The 23112-nt window shown below is 34.6% G+C and carries 21 protein-coding genes; 8 read left to right on the top strand and 13 right to left on the bottom strand.

Features of this window, described 5'->3' with window-relative positions; all coding sequences use genetic code 11:
• The first annotated feature begins 12 nt into the window (after positions 1–12).
• Positions 13–504 carry a hypothetical protein gene (locus tag IIF7_RS18025; RefSeq protein ID WP_084843080.1) on the top strand — a complete coding sequence of 164 codons (492 nt, stop codon included), beginning with the start codon at positions 13–15 and terminating at the stop codon, positions 502–504.
• Between the two features lie 148 nt (positions 505–652).
• On the opposite strand, the gene IIF7_RS18020 is transcribed toward IIF7_RS18025, so the two are convergent.
• The 4 genes from IIF7_RS18020 to IIF7_RS18005 all read right to left on the bottom strand — a co-directional run bounded on the left by IIF7_RS18020 (position 653) and on the right by IIF7_RS18005 (position 4719).
• The gene (locus tag IIF7_RS18020; protein WP_176218995.1) at positions 653–1453 is read right to left on the bottom strand and encodes a universal stress protein; all 801 of its coding nucleotides are present in this window, start codon (positions 1451–1453) and stop codon (positions 653–655) included.
• Positions 1454–1714: 261 nt separating this feature from the next.
• Positions 1715–2758, bottom strand: a complete 1044-nt coding sequence (locus tag IIF7_RS18015; RefSeq protein WP_084843078.1) for a response regulator — start codon at positions 2756–2758, stop codon at positions 1715–1717.
• A gap of 18 nt (positions 2759–2776) precedes the next feature.
• Positions 2777–4000, bottom strand: a complete 1224-nt coding sequence (locus IIF7_RS18010; RefSeq protein WP_084843077.1) for a PAS domain-containing sensor histidine kinase — start codon at positions 3998–4000, stop codon at positions 2777–2779.
• 281 nt (positions 4001–4281) lie between these two features.
• Positions 4282–4719, bottom strand: a complete 438-nt coding sequence (locus IIF7_RS18005) for a cold-shock protein (protein ID WP_084843076.1) — start codon at positions 4717–4719, stop codon at positions 4282–4284.
• 1001 nt (positions 4720–5720) lie between these two features.
• On the opposite strand from IIF7_RS18005, the gene IIF7_RS18000 reads away from it, so the two are divergent.
• Entirely contained in the window at positions 5721–6473 is a 753-nt protein-coding gene (locus IIF7_RS18000) for an SDR family NAD(P)-dependent oxidoreductase (RefSeq protein ID WP_084843075.1), read from the top strand.
• Between the two features lie 143 nt (positions 6474–6616).
• Here IIF7_RS18000 and IIF7_RS20895 read toward each other — a convergent pair whose 3' ends face one another.
• From IIF7_RS20895 to corA, 3 genes are read right to left on the bottom strand one after another with little or no spacing between them, the layout of a single operon-like run.
• On the bottom strand, positions 6617–6784 hold the full coding sequence (locus IIF7_RS20895) for a hypothetical protein (RefSeq protein ID WP_176218994.1): 168 nt from the start codon (positions 6782–6784) through the stop codon (positions 6617–6619).
• Between the two features lie 12 nt (positions 6785–6796).
• Complete coding sequence (locus IIF7_RS17995) at positions 6797–7969, bottom strand: lactonase family protein (protein ID WP_084843074.1); 1173 nt, start codon at positions 7967–7969, stop codon at positions 6797–6799.
• A 34-nt stretch (positions 7970–8003) separates the two neighbouring features.
• On the bottom strand, positions 8004–9092 hold the full coding sequence (corA, locus tag IIF7_RS17990; RefSeq protein ID WP_084843073.1) for a magnesium/cobalt transporter CorA: 1089 nt from the start codon (positions 9090–9092) through the stop codon (positions 8004–8006).
• A 99-nt stretch (positions 9093–9191) separates the two neighbouring features.
• Between corA and recQ the strand changes: the two genes are divergently transcribed.
• Complete coding sequence (recQ, locus tag IIF7_RS17985; RefSeq protein ID WP_084843072.1) at positions 9192–11300, top strand: DNA helicase RecQ; 2109 nt, start codon at positions 9192–9194, stop codon at positions 11298–11300.
• 19 nt (positions 11301–11319) lie between these two features.
• On the opposite strand, the gene truA is transcribed toward recQ, so the two are convergent.
• On the bottom strand, positions 11320–12108 hold the full coding sequence (gene truA, locus IIF7_RS17980) for a tRNA pseudouridine(38-40) synthase TruA (protein WP_084843071.1): 789 nt from the start codon (positions 12106–12108) through the stop codon (positions 11320–11322).
• A gap of 55 nt (positions 12109–12163) precedes the next feature.
• Entirely contained in the window at positions 12164–12892 is a 729-nt protein-coding gene (locus IIF7_RS17975) for a hypothetical protein (protein ID WP_084843070.1), read from the bottom strand.
• Positions 12893–13318: 426 nt separating this feature from the next.
• On the opposite strand from IIF7_RS17975, the gene IIF7_RS17970 reads away from it, so the two are divergent.
• The 5 genes from IIF7_RS17970 to IIF7_RS17950 all read left to right on the top strand — a co-directional run bounded on the left by IIF7_RS17970 (position 13319) and on the right by IIF7_RS17950 (position 19749).
• The gene (locus IIF7_RS17970; RefSeq protein ID WP_176218993.1) at positions 13319–14053 is read left to right on the top strand and encodes a DUF1853 family protein; all 735 of its coding nucleotides are present in this window, start codon (positions 13319–13321) and stop codon (positions 14051–14053) included.
• A gap of 103 nt (positions 14054–14156) precedes the next feature.
• A complete protein-coding gene (locus IIF7_RS17965) occupies positions 14157–15026 on the top strand; it encodes a cation diffusion facilitator family transporter (RefSeq protein ID WP_084843068.1) in 870 nt (289 codons plus the stop codon).
• A 195-nt stretch (positions 15027–15221) separates the two neighbouring features.
• On the top strand, positions 15222–15965 hold the full coding sequence (locus tag IIF7_RS17960) for an NYN domain-containing protein (protein ID WP_084843067.1): 744 nt from the start codon (positions 15222–15224) through the stop codon (positions 15963–15965).
• A gap of 82 nt (positions 15966–16047) precedes the next feature.
• Entirely contained in the window at positions 16048–16902 is an 855-nt protein-coding gene (locus IIF7_RS17955) for a pirin family protein (protein WP_084843066.1), read from the top strand.
• Positions 16903–16998: 96 nt separating this feature from the next.
• Positions 16999–19749, top strand: a complete 2751-nt coding sequence (locus IIF7_RS17950; RefSeq protein ID WP_084843065.1) for a DUF5695 domain-containing protein — start codon at positions 16999–17001, stop codon at positions 19747–19749.
• A gap of 221 nt (positions 19750–19970) precedes the next feature.
• Here the strand turns inward: IIF7_RS17950 and IIF7_RS17945 are convergent, their stop codons facing one another.
• The 4 genes from IIF7_RS17945 to hisA all read right to left on the bottom strand — a co-directional run bounded on the left by IIF7_RS17945 (position 19971) and on the right by hisA (position 22992).
• A complete protein-coding gene (locus IIF7_RS17945) occupies positions 19971–20615 on the bottom strand; it encodes a thiamine diphosphokinase (protein ID WP_084843064.1) in 645 nt (214 codons plus the stop codon).
• Positions 20616–21233, bottom strand: coding sequence for a bifunctional phosphoribosyl-AMP cyclohydrolase/phosphoribosyl-ATP diphosphatase HisIE (hisIE, locus tag IIF7_RS17940; RefSeq protein WP_084843063.1), 618 nt, complete (start codon positions 21231–21233; stop codon positions 20616–20618).
• A 10-nt stretch (positions 21234–21243) separates the two neighbouring features.
• Complete coding sequence (gene hisF, locus IIF7_RS17935) at positions 21244–21999, bottom strand: imidazole glycerol phosphate synthase subunit HisF (protein ID WP_084843062.1); 756 nt, start codon at positions 21997–21999, stop codon at positions 21244–21246.
• 261 nt (positions 22000–22260) lie between these two features.
• Positions 22261–22992 (bottom strand): 1-(5-phosphoribosyl)-5-[(5-phosphoribosylamino)methylideneamino]imidazole-4-carboxamide isomerase, encoded by a 732-nt coding sequence (gene hisA, locus IIF7_RS17930; protein ID WP_084843061.1) that lies wholly within the window; start codon positions 22990–22992, stop codon positions 22261–22263.
• Between the last annotated feature and the right edge of the window lie 120 nt (positions 22993–23112).

The following is a 23112-nucleotide window of genomic DNA, read 5'->3' as shown; positions in this document are numbered from 1 at the left end:
AACGGCACTAAAATGCTAATCGAAATCTATTTTGATCCTTTAGAAGAAATCATTTCCTATTTTCCTGAACTTAAAAACCAATTAACAAATAAAGATTTAGAAATCTCATTTATTTCCGGGTCAGACCAATTAGTAAGTGCTTGCATAAATATAATCTCAATAGGACTTATAGACCTTTGTGACTCTATCGTTTTTTATGCTGACGATGCAAAAATCTATTCTCGTGATATGCTAATTCAAGATACTTCTGAATCCTTAGATCATATTGAAAAACAAATGGATAGTATTCTTGAAGTTATAATTACTGAGCATTCAAAATATAAAGAAAAGAAGAAAAAGGAGAGCATAAATCACAATATAATAGACATTGTGCTATTAGGTTTATTACTTGTCTCGATGATTTTGAAGAATAAAAACCTTATATCTTGGTACATCCCTTTACTTCTTTTTGCTTTTGTGCTGATTAAAAGTATAATTCAACATAACAAAAGAAAAAAAATATAATTGCATACTCCGGAAAGCCCAAATAAAATTGGGCTGTATGACTTTAATAAAGCGCCATTTGAATTTCTGTAAACTACCTCGGGGCAAGCCTCGGAGTATTATACCCTTGGGCGGCGCCAATAAACTGCTGAAATTTTACAGCATATCTTTATTCATGTAATACAAAAAATGGAATTTTCTTGAAGTATTTTGGTGCTTTAGAAACAGGGTAAAATAATAACTGATCAAAATAATTAAGGTTTTTCCCCATCATCATGATAAGCTGCACGTCTTTACTTTTTACAAATAACTGCATTGCATCTTCTAAAGAGTCCTTAACGCTATAATAAAAACCATGATGAGTATCTGAAAGTTGCTCCTTCAAGAAGTCTCTGTTTGACTTTTGAGAAGTAGTAAGTTCTTCAGTTTTTTTTGCATAATAAAGCACTTTTAATTTGGACTGATGACAATTAGAAATAAACTTTAGTCCGCGTAAAATCCTGGCTTTATACGTCACGTAAAAATCTGTTGGAAAAGCGATATTTTGAGGTTTTTTGTATTTAGCTTCTTCTGGCACAACCAATATTGGGCATTTTATACGAGAAATTACAGCTGTTGTATTTTTCCCTACCAAAGATTGTTGATCTAGACTTGCGCCCAGCGTTCCCATAATTATAAGATGAATTTTACCATCTTCAATAATTTTCTTTAGGCCCGAAATGAATGAGGTTTCCTGAATAGAAAACGAAAATTTATGAAATTTAGGATTTGCTAATTTTCGAAGTCGTGTTAAAAAAGCCTGTAGTTCATCCAAAGCATTTTTGTGTGAATACGCTTTATCCTCTCCATCTTCATCTAAAATATGTGAAATGTGAAAATGAACCTGCTGCCCATAAAAAAAATTAACTCCATAAACCATCGCATTCCAGGAGTTCTCTGAAAAGTCTGTTGGTAAAAGTATATTGATCATCTCTCCATTTTTTTGCAATGTTAATGCTGTTTTACCTGCAAAAATATGATTGGCGTCAGGTTTCCTAATTAAACCCATATTCACTATACAAAATACCAACTACCCCAAGGCTTTTGTTTAGGGTATTTAGTAGAAAAAGATTTTAATTTTGAAGTAACTGGATACTAATTCTAAAGTAGAGAAAAGGAAAAAAAGCAGAAAAAAGTTAGTCTAAAACCTGCAAAACCATAACCTAATATTGCAGGTTTTAGACTATAATTTTTAATCTACCATTTCTAGTTTATGTAGATCTAAAACTCTAATTACCCTGCCTTCAATTTCTATTAATCCTTCCTTTTTAAAGGCTGACAGTGTTCGTATTAAAGTTTCTATGGCAATCCCTGCAACGCTGGCAAGATCTGATCTTGTAATTCTAATATCTTCGTTCGATTTTTTTCCCAGAATATCTGCAAACTGCAAAATAGTTTGTGCTGTTTTTTTACGAACAGTACTATAAGCCATAATTAATAATTGCTGTTTAATAAGGGAAAGATTGTCTGAGAGCATATTAATTAACTCTAAAGACACATTTTTGTTCTGCTCTAGGATCTCTTTTAATTTATACTTTAAGATCCTTACCAACTTAGTGTCTTTTACAGCCACAGCCGACTCCTGATGGGGATAATTTTCAGCTAAAGAGGTAAATCCTAAAAAGTCATCTGGTTTATATAAACCTGTAACCAGTTCTTTACCTTCTTCATCTCGTTGAAAGGTTTTAATAGTTCCTTCTAAAATTAAATACACATAATTAGAGTGATCACCAGCTTCAAAAATGCTGCCTTTTATTTTGAATTCCTGAACTTCACCTTCATCATCAAAAAAGTTCTTCAATTCATTCAAATTTCGAATATCATCTTCAGCCTCATCGCTGGAAGTTTCGGCTACAAAAACCTGAGAAACCAAATTGGCCTTTTTTAACCTCGTTTCTATAACTTCTACCAGCTCTTCTTCATCAAAAGGCTTAGTTAGATAATCATCTGCCCCCATATTCATACCTCGTCTAATCTCTTTATGCTCTGTTTTTGCTGAAAGAAATATAAATGGTATGTGGTGTGTATCTGTATTAGAGGATAAGGTTTGCAACACGCCGTAGCCATCAACTTCAGGCATCATAATATCACAAATAATGATATCTGGAACATGTTTAATCGCTTTCTCGATGCCTATTTTACCATTTGGTGCGGTTATAACTTCGTAATCCTGTAATTCTAAAATTTCTGCGGTATTCTCACGTAAAACCGTATCGTCTTCTATAAGAAGTATCATATTTTTTGGAGATTTTTTTTATTGTTTTGGAATCTGTACATGAAAAGTACTTCCCTGGTTCTGCTTACTTTTAAAGGTAATTTTGCCACCAAGATTTTCTAAATGACTTTTAATGATATTTAGACCAATCCCTGTACCCTGATTAGTTAATGCATTCTCTGCCCTAAAGTATCGGTTAAAAATATGTTTTTGCTCATTTTCTGGGATTCCTATTCCCTGATCTTTTACCAGCACGTGTACCATTTCGCCCTCCTCGTAACTCTCGACCTCGATCGTAGAATTCTCTGGAGAATACTTGATGGCATTATTGATAAGATTAGTTAAAATAAGCTCTAATATTTTATCGTCAAAATATAAAACAATGTCGTCTATTTGCTTAGGGTAAAGAATTTCCTGGCCTTCTTTAAGCAGCATATTAGCATCGTAAATTACTTCGTTAAGCGTTTTAGTGAGCGGAAAATGAGAATATTTGTAATTTACTTTTCCCGTCTCTAAACGCTCTACACTTAAAAAATCGTCCAAAATATTATTTAGATACTTTACCTTCCCTGCAATAGTTTTTAAATGCTTTTCACGTTTTTGCTGTTGCTCGGTATCGGTATATTTTCCTATTAATGTGGTTGAAGTTAAAATCCCGCTTAAGGGAGTTTTAAATTCATGCGACACCATAGAAAGAAACTTTGTTTTCAGCTCGTTTAATTCCCGTTCTTTTCGCAAAGATTCTTTGATCTTATTTTCAGCAGTCTTCCTTTTAACTATTTCTTCTTCAAGACCCTCTACCGCAATTTGTAATTCCTGAGTTCTCTTTTCAATTCGGGATTCCAACTCATTATTCAGCAATAAAATCTCCTGTTCTTGTTGTTTACGCAGGGTAATATCGATTACCATTGCCATTACATAAGATTCGTCCTTTAGTTCAAAAGGATTTAACCCCACTTCTACAGGAAAAGTACTTCCATCCTTTCTCCTGCCAAATAAATCACGTCCCTGCCCCATTTGCCGATGACTCATATGCTGAAGAAATTTATCCATATGAGCATGATGAACAGTATGCTTTTCTTTCGGGATTAAAATATCAAGATGTTTACCCTTTAGCTCTCCTTTAGAAAAGCCAAAAGTTTCGTCTGCAGATTGGTTAGTAGCAACTATGGTTTGGTTAGTATCAACAACAATAATCCCTTCAGAAACAGCATTAAATAATACTCCAAAGGTATGTTTATTGATTTCTTCAAAATTCTTCATACTCAAAAATAAATATTTCGACGGAAAGCCTCTAAAGAAATACTCCTAAAACTTCGAATTTTAGTAGAAAAAGTAAACTAACTCAAGGCATTGCATTGTTTGGAAACAATTTTTTAATTTCGAGGCAAGCCTCCGGGTATTATCCCTTTTTAGCGGCGCCTATAAAGATTTTACATTTAATTCATTTTAAAAAAGAAGACCAATTTTATACAAAATCGGCTTATAAAAAAGGCTTCCCGAGTTAACGAGAAGCCTTTTTATAAGAAATATGTCATTTATCTTTAATCTATAACTTCTACTGAAGTTGCCTGAAATCCTTTTGGAGAACGCTCTTTTCTATAGCTAACTTTTGTACGCTCTGATAAAGGTTTCACAGAATCCTGATGGTGCACAAAAATATTATCTCCGGTAATATCATCTTTTATAAATCCATAACCTTTATTTTCAAAAAACGAGATTACAACTCCGGTATCACGTGTATCTGTTTTGGTCTCTCTTTGATAATTAAGGTCGATATCCTCTGCACTAACCTCTACTTTTTGCTGCTCATCTGGCGGCGTATCTGTAAGGTTTCCATTCGCATCTACATACGCAATCATATCTTCAAAGCTTTTACCCTTATCGTTTTCCTGTTTGCGATCTTCCCTACGTTGTGCTTTTAATTTCTTCTTTAATAATTTTTTCTTTTCTTTTTGTCTTTTAGAAAAAGTGTCTGCCATATATAAATTTAGATTACTATTCTTTTTTACTGCTGAAGTTTTTAAAAATCAACAAATCTTTCTGAAGTTATTAAACAATAATCCGGTAAAATTTCACAAAAAAGAAGTTATAAATTTAGCTTTTCTTTCTTCTGAAAGTGATTTCCAGTGATCGATTAAAATCTTTATTATTGATTAATCTGAATTGCCCTATGCTTTATTAAAGCCTATTGGTTAGAAAAAATTGGACAAAAACCATCGAAATATGCCCAAATTTAAGATAAATAATCGAGGATTGTAAAGAATATTACAGGTTTCTTGGAATACACAAATAGGTATTCAGTAAAAAAACACTGTAAATCAACCACTTATTAAGTTTCTTCGAATTTGTATAAAAAAGAAAAGGATGCAGTTCCTTCAACTCCATCCCTGGCTAATTCTTTCTTTTTTCGATATCAAAAAAGGGGGTGTGACTATCATTTCAGAATTGCCCCCTCTTTTTCATATCAATTATTTACGACAAAGATAAATTTAAGAATTAATTTTTAAACACATCTAATATTAACAAATTAATAATAATTTATTTCTAAATCATTAATTACTTAAAAACTGGAAAAGTAAACTAACTAGGTGCGAGTCCTTGAGGCATTCGTTGGAAACAAATTTTTAATTTCGAGACAAGCCTTAGGGTATTATACCCTTGGCTGTACCTATAAAAAACGAAAAAGCCTTAGCGGTTAACTAAAGCTTTTTCTGTGTCGCTTAAAGTTGGAAATTATAAGGCTTGGTTAATCGCGACCATAAAATCAACCTATAATTCTATATTTTAATTTACAGATGTAAGTTAATTGTAAACTGACTATAACATATACAAAGAACTTAATTTTAAACATAATATTGCCATAATCATTCCATTTTTTTGATAGAATATTAAATAAATAAGGTTTTAGAGAATAATTTAATACTTCATAAAGAAACAATGATCTCATATCTTCGTAATTTCACCTAAAATTTAAAAGATTATGAGTTTATTAGAAGACAAAGTAGCCATCGTTACTGGCGCAGGTTCTGGTATTGGTAAAAGTACTGCAGTTCTGTTTGCTAAGAACGGTGCAAAAGTAGTTGTTACAGATATTAATGAAGAACATGGGAATGCAGTTGTTTCAACAATTAAAGAAAATGAGGGTGAAGCTATTTTTGTAAATGCAGATACCTCTAAACCTGAAGATTCAGAAAGAACCGTTGCAGAAGCAATTAAAGCTTTTGGAAAATTAGATATTGCCGTAAACAACGCTGGGATTAGTGGTGTTGTTTCTCCAATTGGCGAATATCCTATTGAGGAATGGAACAAAGTTATTTCTGTAAACCTTAATGGTGTATTTTACGGAATGCGTTATCAAATTCCGGCTATGGAAAAAAATGGTAGCGGATCGATTATTAATGTTGCCTCTATTTTAGGTCAGGTTGGTTTTGAAAATTCTGGAGCATACGCTGCTGCAAAACATGGTGTGGTAGGACTTTCTAAATCTGCCGGAATAGAATATGCAAAAAAAGGAATTAGAGTTAACAGTGCAGGGCCTGCTTTTATTGAAACCCCACTGGTAAAATCTTCGTTATCTGATGAAGCATACCAAAACCTGGCAAATTTACATCCAATGGGGCGTCTTGGTAGCTCAGATGAATGTGCTGAATTATTTTTATGGTTAGCTAGTGATAAAGCTTCTTTTGCTACTGGTGCTTACTATCCTATAGATGGTGGTTATTTAGCAAAATAACCTCAGCTTGGTATAATAAACTTCCTCGGGGCAAGCCCTCCAAGCATTCGTTGGAAACAAATTTTAATTTCGAAACAAGCCTTGGGGCATTATACTATTTGGTGTTGCCAATAAAAAAACCGGCTATTCGCCGGTTTTTTTATTTAATTCTTTTTGCTATTTGTTCGTTTTGTTTTTCCTGTTATCGTCCATAAAATACCTATTCCCAACAAAATTCCGGAGAAAAAATAAATTTCGGTATGCCTTAAAAAATAGGTAAGTCCAAGTCCTGCAACTATAAAGATGATTCCTGTAATTCTAATTTTATTCATTTTAGCGTACTATTATTCGAATTCAATACAAACAGGCGTTGGTACCGCAACTGGTTTACCAATGGCTTCTAACGTCCCTGTTTCTTTGTCTATTTCATAAGCCTGAATATCGCTGGAATCCTGGTTAGCGGCATAAAGAAATTTTCCATCGACAGAAATCGCAAAATTTCGAGGTGTTTTTCCGTTAGTACTGGCATAGCCTTTATTTGTTAATGCACCGGTTTGATTATCGATTTTAAAAACGGCAATACTATTATGACCTCGATTTGAAGCATATAAGTAATTGCCCGAAGGTGAAATATGAATATCTGCTCCGCTATTCTTTTCAGTAAAATCCTCAGGAATACTGGATATCGTATTTTGTAAAGTTAGACCACCATTCTCTTCTACTTTAAAAACACTAATGCTACTATTAAGTTCATTTGCACTATAGGCAAACTTCTGGTCTTTACTAAATTCAAAATGTCTTGGCCCGGCACCTTTTGGTAAAGAAACAGCTTCCTGTTTATTCTTCTGAATTGTTTTTTCTTCAGCATCAAAATCATAAATCCAGATCTTATCCAATCCAAGATCACAAATATAAATGTGTTTGTTATCTGCTGAAATTGAAGTCGAATGAGTATGAGATTCATCTGAATTTGGCATATTTAACTGCTGATGCTTCTCTAAACTCCCGTCCTGCTGAATGCGGTACATCACCACTACTCCCCCCACGTAATTAGAAACAAAAGCGAATTTATTGGTTTTATCGATCTCGATATGGCAAGGTGCAAAAGCTTCAGTAGAAACTTTATCTACTTCAACTAAACTATCATTGTCTTTTACCTGAAAGCTGTGTATAAATCCAGATTCAGCATCATTATCTGTTAATTCGCTTACCGCATATAAATATTTATTATCACTGGTAAGTTTTACGAATGAAGGATTATTTACCTTAGCCAGAGCTTTACCTAAGCTAATTTTGCCAGTTTCGGGATCTTGTTTTACACTTAAAATCCCATCGGCTTTTCCATCTACATGGCCTTCTTTTTTTGTGTAGGTTCCTATAAACGCAGTATTCATTTTCGACATTTTCTCAGTGTTTTTTAAAGCGTCCTCTTCGGCATTTTCAGTTTTGTCATTCTTACAACTACTAAACGAAAGAGCAGCAATTACAACTGCTACAGCCAATTTTCGGTTGATCATTTTCTTATGTTTGATTTAGATTATATTTTTTGGCTTAAAGCCATTTTTTACGTTTAAAATAATAGAGCATCACAAAGAAAACAATAATCATCACGCCCCAAAGCACAAAATAACTATATCTCCATTGTAATTCTGGAATGTATTCGAAATTCATTCCGTAGATACCGGCAATAAACGTAAGCGGAATAAAAATGGAGGCCATAATCGTTAAAACCTTCATTACTTCATTCATTTTATTACTTATCGTAGTCATGTACATATCCATTAAACTCCAGATCATCTCACGATAAATATCTATATTTTCTGAAATTTGAATAATATGATCTACAAGATCTCTTAAATAATTCCCCGTATTTTCATCGATTATCGGGTGATTAAGCTTTTCTAATCTTCCCAAAACTTCACGTAAAGGAAAAACCGATCGTCTAATCCTTACAATCGCTCTTTTCAATTCCTGAATTTCCCTCACCAAATCCTCGTCCTGGTCATTTAGGAAAATCTGATCTTCAAAACCTTCAATTTTTTCGCTAATATCTTCAACGACGATAAAATAATTATCAATTATGGCATCTAATAAAGCGAACATTAGATAATCTGCTCTTCGATTTCTAATTCGGCCTTTTTTAAATTCAATTCGTTCTCTTACCCCATCAAAAACATCACCACCGGCTTCCTGAAAGGTTAATACATAATCTTTACCAACCACCAAACTTATATGTTCTATTTGTAAAGTTCCATCAGCATTATAATACAGCATTTTTGCCACCACAAAAAGATAGTCCTGATATTCATCGATTTTTGGCCTTTGGTTGGTATTGGCTATATCTTCAAGAATAAGCGGGTGAAGTTCAAAATACTTTCCCAGTTTTTCGATTTCTTCGGTATTATTAAGTCCGTCGATATTAATCCAGGTAATTTTAGATTCATCTTCAAACTTTAAAGCGTCCTGCGGATTTTTAGATCGAAAACGTTCATAATGTTCAGCATTAAAATCAATTACATCTAATAAAGTTTCGGCAGATTCTTTATTACCAACATAGGTAACTGTTCCCGGGATTTGGTTAAGCGCTTTGCTCGATTTGGGGCGTCGCAGGGAAAGTCGCTTTTTCTTGCTCTTGGCCATAAAAGGTTTTTAATGTTAAATGTAATAATAATCATTTAATACCACTGCAAATTTCATTTTCAGCTTTTACAGGCTGCTTTCTTTTTTAACTTTGCATTTATGGAGAAACAGCAGCTGCTTAATACGTTAAAAGAATATTTTGGTTACGATAGTTTTAGGCCCTTACAGGAAAAAATTATTCAGTCTATTTTCGACGGAAAAGACAACCTGGTAATTATGCCAACCGGTGGCGGTAAATCTATTTGTTATCAGCTACCAGCTATTCTTTTGCCAAAACTAACCATCGTTATTTCTCCGCTTATCGCTTTAATGAAGGATCAGGTAGATGGATTAAAAGCCAACGGAATTGAAGCCGAATTTCTAAATAGTAGTCAGGATGCTGCAGACCAGGAAAGTATTTTCCAGAAGATCGACAAAAATGAACTGAAGCTGCTTTATATTGCTCCGGAAAGTTTACAGGTTTTAGATCGTTTTTTAACTGAAGAAACCATTAGCCTAATCGCTATCGATGAAGCGCATTGTATCTCGAGTTGGGGTCACGATTTTAGACCGGCTTATACTCAGCTTGGTTATTTAAAGAAGCGATTTTCTAAAACGCCAATCGTGGCTTTAACTGCGACGGCAGATAAGGCAACCAGACACGACATATGCCAGCAACTTAATATTCCTGAAGCCGAAAAACATATTTCTTCTTTCGACCGAAAAAATTTGAGTCTGGAAGTTCGACAGGGCATAAAACGTTTCGAGCAAATTGCGAAATTCATTAAAAATCGTCCCAACGAAAGTGGAATTATTTACTGTTTAAGCCGTAAAAATACAGAAGAATTAGCTGAAAAACTTCAGCAAAAAGGTTTTGATGCAAAGGCTTATCATGCAGGATTAAAACATGATGAACGTGAAAAAATTCAGGATGATTTTATAAACGATAAGACTGAAATTATTTGCGCAACCATCGCCTTTGGGATGGGAATCGATAAATCGAATATTCGCTGGGTAATTCATTACAACATGCCTAAAAATCTGGAAGGTTACTATCAGGAAATTGGTCGTGCCGGGCGTGATGGCTTGCCTTCTGACACTTTGCTTTTTCATAGTTATGCTGATGTTGTTCAATTACAACGATTTGCTGAAAATACTAAGAATAAAGATATTCAGGTAGCCAAATTAGACCGTATGAAGCAATATGCTGAAGCGCTAACCTGCCGCCGAAAAATATTACTGAGTTATTTTGGTGAAATTAAACAGGAAGACTGTGGTAACTGCGATATTTGTAAAAATCCGCCTCAATTTTTTGATGGTACAGTAGCGGCTCAAAAAGCACTTTCGTGTATCTATCGCTTAAAAGGAAAAGAACCAATCACTACCGTAGTGGATGTTTTACGTGGTAGCCAAAACGAACATACCTTATCCAAAAATTACAATCGTTTAAAAACTTACGGAGTTGGGCAGGATATTTCCTGGAACAACTGGCAACAATATATTTTACAACTTATAAATTTAGGTTATGCTGAAATTGCTTTTCACCAGGGCAATGCTTTAAAATTAACTAAGCACGCTAAAGATGTACTTTTTGAAGGTAAGAAAGTACATTTAGCCAAAACACCAGATCGTAAAATTCAAAGTGCTTCAACTAGTAGTTCTTCTGAAAAAATTGCTGCCGAAAATTCACTTTTTGAGAAACTTAGACAACTAAGGCTAGAAATTGCAAGGGAAGAAGAAATTCCGGCTTATTTGATTTTCAATGATGCCACCTTAAAAGAAATGGAGCGTTCCAGACCAATGACCGATGATGATTTTATGCTAATTAACGGAGTTGGCCGAAAGAAAATGGAAGAATATGGCTATCGTTTCATTAAAGAAATTATCTCATTTTCTAAACAAAAACGCACCCGAAAAACGCAGAGAAAAAGCAAAACCTATAAAATTACCGGCGAGCTTTATGCTGAAGGTAAAACACCTGAAGAAATCGCTAAAGAACGAGAACTATCAGAAATTACCATTATGTCTCATCTTGTAAAACTTTACGATGAAGGTGAAGATATCGATTTAAAACAATTTATTGGCAAAGCCGATCTAGAGGCCGTTAAAAAAGCAAAAAAAGAATTGGGCAACCCCGATAAATTAAAACCTTATTTTGAACATTTTGAAGAAGCAATACCTTACAACGATATTAAAATTGCCCTCAAAATTATCGAAAATGAAACTTAAGCTTTCTTGATAATTTAAATTACTCAAAATGCATATCGTTTAAAATGAGACCGCTTGCTGGGGCACTGTAATCCATTTGCAAATGATCATTGCCTTCCTTAAGGCTTTGCGCAATATGATCTAAAGTAAAATCGCCTCGACCAAGCTGAATTATAGCGCCCATCATCAATCTAACCTGATGGCGTAAAAAACCTTTTCCATGAACATGAAAAACATAAGATTTCTCTGGGAAAAAATTTGCAGTATAAAGTTGATTTTCGACAATTTCAGCCTTTAAAATTTCCCGCTCAAAAGTGCTTTTTTCAGAAACTCGAACGCAGTAATTTCTAAAGTTATGTGTTCCATTGAAAATTTGTGCGCCTTTTTTCATGAGTTCGATATCAAGATCAAACTGAAAATTCGCCATAAATGGTGCGCAAAATGGATGGTTTTTACTTCCGAAGGAAAATAAATAAGCGTATTCTTTAATTTTTGAATGCTGAATAATATTAAAATTCGCATCTACCTCTTCTATATCGGTTACCCGTATATCTTGCGGAAGATTAAGATTGAAAAGTGCCAAAAATTCCTCCAGATTTTCTAAAGGTTCTTCATCTACAAAAAGCTCGAAAGCAGATCCATTTGAAGAAACCATAGCATCTGTACGACTGCATCCCAAAACTTTATATTTGGCATTAGGCATTACATAACGAAGTGTTTTTGTAATTAAACCTTCTACAGTTTTTAAATTTGGCTGCTTTTGCCAGCCATGTAAACGATAACCTAAATACTGTACCTTTATAAGATAGTAATAACGTACTCTCTGCATTTCTTGATTTTACTCAAAAATAACAGAGTTTATTTGATTAGCCTACGAATTGTATCTAATCTGAAATTTTATACACGTAAAAATTTGCTTTACTGGTTCCCAATAAATTCAAATTAACTCCACTTCTATCAATATGAAATGAAATATGATCATTAGCATTTAATCTGTAAAATGAATTAATCTCAGAATTACTAATGGTTATGTTAGCCGCAATAGACAAATTAACTCCGGCAAATTCACGCTGATCTAAAACAGTATAAGTAGTTATACTAGGTTGATATCTTAAAATCCCCATTTTTGGCGGTGTTGAACTTAATACACTAGCCTGCACACCGGTTCCATATCTAAAATAATAACCAATTGCATAAATACCATCTTCTGGAACTAAATAATAGTCGTTTGCGGTACTAAAATGTGGTCCTTCATCAATTGTTATATTACTACCAGTAAAATCTATCCTTTGCCAATTCGCATAAGTTGCAGCACTTAATAAAGTAACTCCATTAGATTTAAGTCCTTTTGCGATTGTAGTATTTACATTACTGGAATTTATGTCAGAAATTAAAGCTTCAAGACTTATTTGCTTTACTTCGCCATCGGCAAGTGTAGTAAAAAGGATTCTGTCATCACTTAAAAATTCTGAAACATCATCGATAGTCCTAATTTTCACTTTCCCATTAATATCTAGAGTCATATCAGGATCGGGATCATCTGTACCAACGCCAACTTGGGCACTTAAGGGTATACTAACCAGAATCAGAATGATAAAATAAAAATATCGCATAACTATATAGAATTTCAAGGTTTCTCAAAAAATTCATGTTTATATAAATTATGGTCGAATTTCTATTAAATACTTTTTGATAATTATGTTAAATTTAAATGAATTGAACAACAAAATCAAATAAACTTATATCATAAAAATTTATTTATTGATGATAATTTAGAAAAAACGTTTAAAAATACATATATTTAAATGCTTCATATTGAACAAATTAAGTTTTATAGGACTTAAGCAGATAATCACCATAGAAGGATTTAAAAAGTTAATAATTCGTTAAACTATGAATCTTAAATGGCTAAAACGTTTCAATTTTCAAGAAAATTTTAAATTGTAATTATCACACTTTTAGACGAAATAAACGGATTTCTAAAAACTCCTAATCTACGGAGTCAAAAACAGAAGCTATTTGGATTAGAGACATTTGTATTGCCTTCAAAACCTCTAAACCAAAATCCTGATCTCCTACTTATAGAAAAACTTGAGCGTATTTTCGTTCTTGGTAAACGAGTCGAAGCATTTTTTGAGTACCAAATTCAGAAATCTGAAGATTACGAATTAAAAATTGGTAATCTTCAAATTATTCAGAACAAAAAAACATTAGGTGAATTAGATTTCATCATAGAAAAAATAGCTACAGGACAACCAATCCACATAGAACTGGTTTATAAATTCTATGTTTACGATCCTAACATCAAAGAGGAATTAGCACGTTGGATTGGCCCCAATCGTAAAGATTCTTTACTCGAAAAAGTGGAAAAATTAAAATCTAAACAACTACCACTTCTTCAAAAGAAAACCACTAAAGAAATTTTAAATAGCAGGCATATTTCTACAAAATCGATAGCACAACGAGTTTGCTATAAAGCCAGTTTATTTGTTCCTAGAAAACTTCAGAATAAATTATTTTCTTCAATAAATAATGATTGTATCATCGGATTCTGGATTCATTTTACTGAATTTAAGTCAGACGAGTTCAGCCAATCACAATTCTTTAGCCCAAGCAAGCAGTTTTGGCCTGTAGATCCGGCTAAAAACGACATTTGGTTTTCTTTTTCAGAAATATATCCACAAATCGAATCATTTATTCAGCAAAAAAGATCACCCCTGGTTTGGATGAAAACTAAAAATACTTTTGAACGGTTTTTTGTTGTCTGGTGGTGAAATCAACTCTTAATCTTTAAAATAGTATTGGTAAATTAAAAATGACATAAAAACTTACGCAATATCAGATTTGCTTGTAACTTTGCCCTCCTACTTTTCAGAAATGAACGAAAAAATAAACGAAGCAATAAAAACATCTTATCTAAGCATTGCCGGTAACGGACTTCTTGCTGTAGGAAAATTTCTGGCCGGCTTTTTTGGAAATTCCTATGCTTTAATTGCAGATGCCATAGAATCTACCGCAGATGTTTTTTCTTCTTTTTTGGTGTTAGTTGGTTTACGTTATGCTTCAAAACCGGCAGATGATAATCATCCTTATGGGCATGGTCGTGTAGAGCCATTAATCACATTTGCCGTGGTTGGTTTTTTAATCGTTTCGGCTACAGTAATTGCTTATGAAAGTATAGAGAACATTAGGACTCCGCATGAAGTTCCAGAATCTTACACTTTAATTGTACTTGCTGTTATCATTGCCATCAAGGAAATTTTCTATCGGTTTGTTTCCAGAAAAAGTGACGAGACAAATAGTTCTTCATTAAAAGCAGACGCCTGGCATCATCGTAGTGACGCCATTACATCTTTAACCGCTTTTATAGGAATTTCGATTGCACTAATCATGGGAGATGGTTACGAAAGTGCCGATGATTGGGCGGCTTTAGTCGCTTCAGGATTTATTTTATTTAATGCTTACCTTATTTTAAGACCGGCACTTGGTGAAATTATGGACGAGCATATGTACGACGATCTTATCGAAGATATTCGTAAATCGGCTTACAGCGTAAAAGGTGTTTTGGATACTGAAAAATGTTTTGTTCGTAAAACCGGGATGACTTTCCATGTAGATCTTCATGTAAAGGTAGATGGAAATATGAGCGTGAAGGAAGGCCATGATATTGCGCATAAGGTGAAAGACCAGATGCAGGAAGATATTCCTGAAATTGCAGATGTCTTAATTCATGTAGAACCTGTCTAGCTTTAAATCAAGCCGTTAAATTCTTCTGAAGAATGGGCTCTAAAACCTGCAATTTCATGCAGCTTTGTTTTAAAACTTTATCTTTACTCGATAATCGAGATCTAATGCTTTAGGACTAGCTTCGAAAGCAAAAGCAATTTTCTAATAAAACGCCTTAGACTATTAACTAAAGTTCGTTTTCATAAAATCAATTACATGGATAATAATCTGGCTGTACTTATAGATGGTGATAATATTCCATCGGCATACGTTAAAGAAATGATGGAAGAGATTGCAAAACATGGTAATCCTACCATAAAACGTATTTACGGTGATTGGACGAATCCTCATCTTTCTAAATGGAAATCGGTTCTGCTGGAAAACGCTATTAGCCCTATTCAGCAATATGGTTATACACAGGGAAAAAACGCAACAGATTCTGCCATGATCATCGATGCCATGGATATTTTATATTCTAATAAAGTAGACGGATTTTGCCTTGTTTCCAGTGATAGTGATTTCACACGTTTAGCTACTCGTTTGCGTGAAGCCGGTAAAAATGTAATTGGTATTGGTGAAAAGAAAACACCAGATCCTTTTATCGTGGCCTGTGATCGTTTTATTTATCTTGAAATCTTAAAAAATAAAGACAAGGAAGAAGAACAACCTGGTTCGTTAAAAGGCAAGCCTAATAAAAAACAAAGCGTAGACCGATTAACCCCTCGTGTGATCAAATTTATATCGAATACCATCTCTGATGTTGCAGATGATGATGGTTGGGCATTTATGGGTGACGTAGGTAGTTTACTCCAAAAAAAACAACCAAATTTCGATTCTCGTAATTACGGCTATCAAAAACTTACGCCAATGATCGCTTCTATAGATCAGTTTGAAATCGAATCTCGCGAAAACAATAACAACAGCAAATTCAAGCTCATTTTTGTGCGTAATAAAGACTAGCACTAACTTTTATGTTAGCTAATTTGAAGGTCGAAATTCGATAAAAAATCACATCTTTTTTTACTTTAGATGCAAAAAGAATATGCGTAGCATTAAGAAAATACATCAGGCAGAATGGCGTCCAATTGGTGATCTGGTAACTTATTCTCCAATCCCTACGGCAAGCCTGCAAATGATAGATCCTTTTATTTTCCTAAATCATCACGGGCCGCAGGTTTATCCTGAAAATAATAACGGACTCCCATTTGGGCCACATCCGCATCGCGGGATGGAAACCGTGACTTTTATTTTAGATGGTGATATTGCTCACAAAGATTCTGGTGGTCACAGTAGCGTGATCGAAAGTGGTGGCGTGCAATGGATGACGGCAGGAAGCGGACTAATTCATGCGGAAGTTTCTTCGGAAGAATTTAAAAAGAAAGGCGGAGATCTTGAAATTCTTCAGCTTTGGGTAAATCTTCCAGCAAAACATAAAATGGCCGAACCTAAATATATAGGCTTGCAAAAAGATGGAATTCCAGTAGCATTTACCGAAGATAAAAAAGTAAAAGCTCAGGTGGTTTCTGGTGAATTTCTTGGCGTAAAAGGCGCTTTCGAAACCTTTACCGATATTAATCTATCTACTTTATTTTTTGAGGCAGATGCTAACTTAGAACTTGAAATTCCGGTTACCCAAAATATTTTCTTTTATGTTATCAAAGGAAATCTTGAAGTAAACGGCACCGAGATCAAGGAAAGACATTTAGCTGAATTTAAAAATAACGATCCAAAACTTCAAATCTCAGCAAAAGAAGAAAGCATTTTATTATTCGGTTTCGCTACTCCGTTTGAAGAACCTGTAGTGGCTCGCGGTCCTTTTGTGATGAACAGTATGCAGGAAATCGAAGAAGCTTATCAGGATTTTCAGGCCGGTAAAATGGGACGCTGGACAGAATAATCGCATACATACTATAAAATACGGCTAATATTTGCCCAGGCTCATCTAATTATTTTTATAAAATTTAGATTTCTAAGTTTCTCTAAAAATAATTGAATGAGCCTTTTAAAATCCTCTCTCCTTTTCTTTCTACTTTTTCTAATTCCTTTTTTCACGTTTTCCCGACAGGAAAATGAAATTACCGCTGGAAATTATCAGCTTAATTTTAACCAAAGAGGAATTCACCTTTTTAAAAACACCAAAGATCCAAACGACGCCAATTTAATTCCTGGCGGAAAGCTTTTAGGAAACCTCGCTATTTCTTACAAAATCGGTAATGGTGAATGGCTGCAACCTTATGGTGCTTCCAAACTGGTTGAAAATAATGAGAATACTATCGTTTATTCTGATTATGAAAGTGGGATGCCTTTTGAAACCAGACAAACGTTTAGTTTAAATGAAAACGGGCTCAACTGGAAGATCGATATCATTAACCAAATGCACTTTCCTGTTAAGATTGGTGATTTGGCGGTTAATTTTCCGTGGAGAGCACCCGGCGGCAGTAATCCAGATGAAATCTTTGAGCAGAATTTTACCAAACATCATTATATCTCTGGTGATGGTTCATTTTTATATTTCACCAAACCCAATGGTGAACCTCCCTATTATTTGTTCAGTGTAAATCCAGGGACACAATTAGAATATTTTAAATCTGAACGTGGTAATTATCTGGCGTTTATTCATTCAGCAAAAACAAAAGAAGAAACCAAAAATGGAACCTGGCGACAACCGCAAACTTCAGCACAATTAGCTCCAAAAGGCGAAAATGGCGATACAATTTCGTATTCCTTCAATCTCAACAGCGCGAAAAGTTACGATGCGCTTCGAGAACATATTTATGCGAATGATCTTATAGATGTTCGTGTAGTTCCGGGGATGACGATTCCGGCAAATCAACCTGCTAAATTTTCCTTACATACTAAAACTAAAATCGATTCTATTACTGCTGAATTTCCTTCAGAAACGAAAATCAGCTTTCTAAGCGAGCCTAAAAAGGATCATTTTATTTATGAAGTAAACTTTCAGAAACTCGGTGAAAATAAACTCAGTATTTATTTCGACAAAAATCGAAAAACGTACTTAGAGTTTTTTGTAACCGAAGATTTGGAAACTTTGGTAAAAAAACGAAGCGATTTTATCACTAACAAACAGCAGCATAAAACCGAAAAATGGTACGATGGACTATACTCTATCTACGACATGAAGAACAAGCAGTTACGTGGGCCAGATAATAACGATGGTTATACCGGTTGGTGGGGTTATGTTTTGGCGAGTGACGACCCTGCACTTTGTAAGGCACCTTATGTAGCTTCAAAAAACAGTGTTTATCCCGATAAAAAGGAAATTGAATCTTTAGAATATTATATCGAGAATTTTGTTTGGGGCGGTTTGCAGCGAACAGATAAAGAAGAACCTTATCCTTACGGAATTTACGGAACGCCAAATTGGTATGTAGATCGTGATCCTGTTTTAAGAGCTGGCGTAAAAAACAGCAATCTTGATAAAATGAATATCTGGCGTTCTTACGATTATCCGCACATCGTGATGTTGTATTACAATATGTATCTAATCGCAAAAATGTATCCTGAAATGAGCACTTATGCAGATTCAGATGAATACCTGGAGCGTGCTTACCAAACGGCTAAAGCTTATTTTAATTATCCTTACGAAATCCTACCCTGGTACGAAACCTACAAATGGGGATGTTATAACGAACTTTTTATTCTTGATCTTATCGACGTTTTAAAAGAAGAAAATCGAAAAAAAGATGCTGATTACCTGGAAAGTGAATGGCAAAAAAAGGTAAAGTATTTTGTGTACGATGATAAATATCCCTTTCGATCTGAATACAGTACTGATAGAACTGCTTTTGAAACCAGCTATGCTGTCGCGAAATATGGCACTACCCACGAGATGCCAACAGACGAAAATCTATGGTTTGATAAGAAATTAGAAAAATGGTATTCGCATCCAAAAGTTGAAAAAGAAGATTCACGAGCGTTTATGGATAAGCAATTATATGCAAATCTTGCCTGCCGCGGTTGGCTAGAGACTAAATATTACTTATTAGGATCAGATTTTACTGCATCTTCAGATACGCATACGCTTTCTTATATGGCCAGAATGGGCGGCTGGGGAATTTTAGATTATGCTCTTAATTTTTCTGAAGATCCTTTCGACTGGCTTCAATTGGGATACGCAAGTTATCTAAGTTCGTACGCCTTAATGAATACGGGAACCAATGAAAATAATTACGGGTATTGGTATCCTGGAGAAGAAAATGATGGCGCTTTAGGTTGGGCATTTATGTCTTCGCAGTACGAAGATACCTGGATCAAAAAGAAAACTCCGCGTGGTCCCTGGTTTTACGATGGCGAAGCAGATCTTGGTATGGGCGCAATTAAACGAATGGCAATAACTATTTTGGCTAAAGATCCGCTTTTTGACTGGATTGCTTACGGTGGAAAATTAAACTCGAATGTCGACTCTTTTGAAGTTTTCGCAGCAGATGGAATTAACCAAAAGTTTGCTATTATCAATACTGAAAATAATTTTAGAATCGAGCTAGATCGTGACGGCTTTTCAAGCTTAGAGCCTATCAAAGTTTCAAAGAATCTTAATTTGGTCGACTTAATTATTGAAAACAGAAGCAGCGATACACATTCTACTCAGCTTAAAATAAAAACTGAAAAAGAACCAGTAATCACTATCGATAGCAAAAAAATAAAACTGAAGAAAATCAACGAATATTGGGTAGCTGCTTTACCAATTTCTAGAAGCAACCACAAAGTCAACATAAAGATTTAAGGATTGTAGAATAGACTTTTAAAATCTGCTTCTAAATTATCCAATTTCAGCAAAGACTATAAAAAAGCTAAAAACGATATCAAAATTTTGCTGATTTTAGCTTTTTTATTGGCACCGCCAAAGGGTTTAATACTCCGAGGCTTGCCTGGAAATTAAAAATTTGTTTACAATGATTTTCTCCTGGGCTTGCCCCGAGGTAGTTCACTTAAAATCAGAACTTTTCAAGCCTGTTTTGATTGTACAAACACCAGTAAGTTGCCCGAAGTAAACTTTAGATGTACTTTTTCGCTCGTGATCGTATTTCGGGTTCCAATTCTGGTGGTAATACTTAGATCTTCGCCGTTTAGAGGGTATTTTACACCTTTAGAATAGATATTTTTGGCTTCAGGAAAAGGAAATAGTGAAATAATTTCATCCTGAAAATCGATAATTTCGATATTCATTTCAGCAAAAAAATAAAAGCCAAAATCATCAAAACAGCGAATCTCAATTTCATCTTTATGCTTCAGCATCGAATTCAAATTTCCTAAAAAATGATCCTGTTCTAAGCCGCTGCAACCATAAACTGCGACGCTTTTAAAACCCTCTTCAATGATGATCTTTAAGATCTTCTCGAAATCTGTAGCATTTTGATCTGGAGTTTCAACGATCTTGGTTTCGGCATTAATTTCAGAAATTGCTAATGAATCGAAATCACCAGAAACCAAATCTGGCTGAATACCGTTTTGCAGAAGCTTGGAATATGCGCCATCTGTACAGTAAATCTTCTCAAAACCGTCCAGCAAAGGCATTTTTTCAGGAAACTGGCCGTTGATAAACAAAACGACCTGCGCTTCAGATTTATGCGTTTTCCTGTACAGTTTCATTTAGTGTCTTGCCTCTAAAACTTTAGAAATGTCTTTTAATCCGTAGCCCTTCGCTTTTAAAAGAATTAGGTAATGAAACAGCAAATCTGCGCTTTCGTTAAGGAAAAGATCTTCATCATCATCCTTTGCTTCGATTACTACCTCAACAGCTTCTTCGCCGACTTTTTGGGCGATTTTGTTGATTCCTTTATCAAAAAGGGAAACCACATACGAGTCTTTATCCTCACGCAATTCGGGTTCTACTTCGCTCATTTTTTTACGCTGCGCAATAATGCCTTCTAATTCTGATAAAAAGCCAAAAGAAGCTTCATTTTCTTCGCCCCAACAAGTATCGGTTCCTTTATGGCAGGTTGGTCCCTGCGGATTCACCATCACCAAAAGCGTATCATTATCGCAATCATTTTTTATAGAAACCAGATGCAAAAAGTTTCCACTTTCTTCACCTTTGGTCCATAAACGATTTTTAGTTCGGCTAAAAAAAGTAACCTTCTTCGTTTCGTTGGTTTTCAGATAGGCTTCTTCATTCATATACCCCAACATCAGGACTTTTTTCGTAGTTGCATCCTGAATAATTGCGGGTACTAATCCGTCGCTATTTTTATCAAAATCGATATTCATCTCTATAATTTTATATTCTTACAGGAATTCCCTGGTCTGCCAGTTCTTTTTTAAGATCTGGAATTTCTATTTCTTTAAAATGAAAAACACTTGCTGCCAAAGCCGCATCTGCTTTTCCCTCTTTAAACGTATCCACAAAATGCTGAATATTACCTGCACCGCCCGAAGCAATGATAGGAATATTTAGATCTTCAGATAATTTCTTGAGTGCAATATTAGCAAAACCATCTTTAGTACCGTCATTATTCATCGATGTAAACAAGATTTCTCCTGCACCGCGCTTTTCTACTTCTTTCGCCCATTCGAATAGATCGAGTTCGGTTGGAACTTTACCACCAACTAAATGAACGATCCATTGACCGCTTATCTGTTTTGCATCGATAGCTACAGTGATGCACTGCGCACCAAACTTTTGAGAAAGCTCATTAATTAGATCTGGATTTTTTACTGCGGAAGAGTTTACCGAAACCTTATCTGCACCGTTCTTCAACAAAATATCAACATCTTCTACGGAAGAAATCCCGCCGCCCACTGTAAATGGAATGTTTACTTTTTCGGCCACTCGCAAAACAAGATTCGCTAAAGTTTTACGACGTTCTTCAGTAGCTGAAATATCCAGAAATACAAGCTCATCAGCGCCGGTTTCAGCATATTTTGCGGCAAGTTCAACCGGATCACCAGCATCTCTTAGATCAACGAAATTAATACCTTTAACGGTTCTTCCGTTTTTTATATCCAGGCAGGGAATTATTCTTTTTGTTAGCATTTTTTTAGTTTACAGTATACGTTTTTTTTGCTATCAGCCTTTAGCTGTCAGCAGTCAGCTTTTAGCCTTCAGCTACTTTTCAATTATTTGTCATTTCGAGCCAGCCTTGCCGCAGGCAGGCGTAATTAAATAAAGTCGAGAAATCTTAGTGCATTTCATTCTAAATTCAAAATTGAGCATTCAAAATAAATCCTAATTCTTAGTTCTTAGGTTTAATCTCTCAAATCTAACTTCTAACAGCATAGCGTTCTAAAATCTAATTTACTGTCCGTCGTTTAGAATATAGTTTTCTAATTGCTTTAAGCTGATTCTTCCTTCATAGATGGCTTTCCCAATGATCGTTCCTTCACATCCTAATTCAGAAAGTTCTAATAATTCATCGAATTTCGATATTCCTCCCGAAGCTATTAAATTGATTTCTGGATTCTCTCTTAAAATACGATCATAAAGATCAAAAGCAGGTCCTTGTAGCATTCCGTCTTTAGAAATATCGGTACAAATTACATACTTTACGCCTTCTTTTTGATATGCAGATATAAATGGAATCAACTCCTTCTCAGATTCCTCTAACCATCCGCCTACAGCAACTTTTTCATTATTAGCATCGGCGCCCAAAATGATCTTTTCTGAACCAAATTTTTCTAACCAGCTTTTAAAAGTCTCCGGATCTTTTACTGCTATACTTCCTCCGGTAATTTGTTTTGCTCCGCATTCAAAAGCGATTTCGAGATCTTTATCGGTTTTTAATCCGCCACCAAAATCAATTTTTAGATTGGTTTTAGAAGCTATCGTTTCTAAAATTTTATGGTTTACAATATGCTTCGATTTTGCACCATCAAGATCTACTAAATGAAGATACTCGATGCCGTGAGCTTCAAAAGATTTCGCAACCTCAAGCGGATTTTCATTATATACTTTTTTGGTGTTATAATCACCTTTAGAAAGTCTTACGCACTTTCCATCTATTATATCTATTGCTGGTATTAAACGCATTTTTCAGTTTACAGTTTACGGTTGACAGTTAATTGAGCTATTAGCTATTAGCCTTCAGCTATCAGTTTTTTAATTCAAAAATTCAGAATTAAACATTCAAAATTAATTCTGGTTCTTTAA

Origin of the sequence: Zunongwangia atlantica 22II14-10F7 (assembly GCF_002094855.1) — a bacterium.
In the GTDB taxonomy this organism is placed as follows: Bacteria; Bacteroidota; Bacteroidia; order Flavobacteriales; family Flavobacteriaceae; genus Zunongwangia; species Zunongwangia atlantica.
Note: the sequence above shows the minus strand (reverse complement) of the source record. Positions and strands in the feature narration are given on the sequence as shown.

Bases quoted from the DNA above. Each gene is read 5' to 3' on its own strand.
- IIF7_RS17950 (WP_084843065.1), top strand. From the start codon at position 16,999: ATGAGCCTTTTAAAATCCTCTCTCCTTTTCTTTCTACTTTTTCTAATT.
- IIF7_RS18005 (WP_084843076.1), bottom strand. From the start codon at position 4,719: ATGGCAGACACTTTTTCTAAAAGACAAAAAGAAAAGAAAAAATTATTA.
- IIF7_RS17975 (WP_084843070.1), bottom strand. From the start codon at position 12,892: ATGCGATATTTTTATTTTATCATTCTGATTCTGGTTAGTATACCCTTA.
- corA (WP_084843073.1), bottom strand. From the start codon at position 9,092: ATGGCCAAGAGCAAGAAAAAGCGACTTTCCCTGCGACGCCCCAAATCG.
- IIF7_RS17995 (WP_084843074.1), bottom strand. From the start codon at position 7,969: ATGATCAACCGAAAATTGGCTGTAGCAGTTGTAATTGCTGCTCTTTCG.
- recQ (WP_084843072.1), top strand. From the start codon at position 9,192: ATGGAGAAACAGCAGCTGCTTAATACGTTAAAAGAATATTTTGGTTAC.
- hisIE (WP_084843063.1), bottom strand. From the start codon at position 21,233: ATGAATATCGATTTTGATAAAAATAGCGACGGATTAGTACCCGCAATT.
- IIF7_RS17945 (WP_084843064.1), bottom strand. From the start codon at position 20,615: ATGAAACTGTACAGGAAAACGCATAAATCTGAAGCGCAGGTCGTTTTG.
- IIF7_RS18015 (WP_084843078.1), bottom strand. From the start codon at position 2,758: ATGATACTTCTTATAGAAGACGATACGGTTTTACGTGAGAATACCGCA.
- IIF7_RS18010 (WP_084843077.1), bottom strand. From the start codon at position 4,000: ATGAAGAATTTTGAAGAAATCAATAAACATACCTTTGGAGTATTATTT.
- IIF7_RS18020 (WP_176218995.1), bottom strand. From the start codon at position 1,453: ATGATCAATATACTTTTACCAACAGACTTTTCAGAGAACTCCTGGAAT.
- IIF7_RS17960 (WP_084843067.1), top strand. From the start codon at position 15,222: ATGGATAATAATCTGGCTGTACTTATAGATGGTGATAATATTCCATCG.
- IIF7_RS18000 (WP_084843075.1), top strand. From the start codon at position 5,721: ATGAGTTTATTAGAAGACAAAGTAGCCATCGTTACTGGCGCAGGTTCT.
- IIF7_RS20895 (WP_176218994.1), bottom strand. From the start codon at position 6,784: ATGAATAAAATTAGAATTACAGGAATCATCTTTATAGTTGCAGGACTT.
- truA (WP_084843071.1), bottom strand. From the start codon at position 12,108: ATGCAGAGAGTACGTTATTACTATCTTATAAAGGTACAGTATTTAGGT.
- hisA (WP_084843061.1), bottom strand. From the start codon at position 22,992: ATGCGTTTAATACCAGCAATAGATATAATAGATGGAAAGTGCGTAAGA.
- IIF7_RS17955 (WP_084843066.1), top strand. From the start codon at position 16,048: ATGCGTAGCATTAAGAAAATACATCAGGCAGAATGGCGTCCAATTGGT.
- IIF7_RS17965 (WP_084843068.1), top strand. From the start codon at position 14,157: ATGAACGAAAAAATAAACGAAGCAATAAAAACATCTTATCTAAGCATT.
- hisF (WP_084843062.1), bottom strand. From the start codon at position 21,999: ATGCTAACAAAAAGAATAATTCCCTGCCTGGATATAAAAAACGGAAGA.
- IIF7_RS18025 (WP_084843080.1), top strand. From the start codon at position 13: ATGCTAATCGAAATCTATTTTGATCCTTTAGAAGAAATCATTTCCTAT.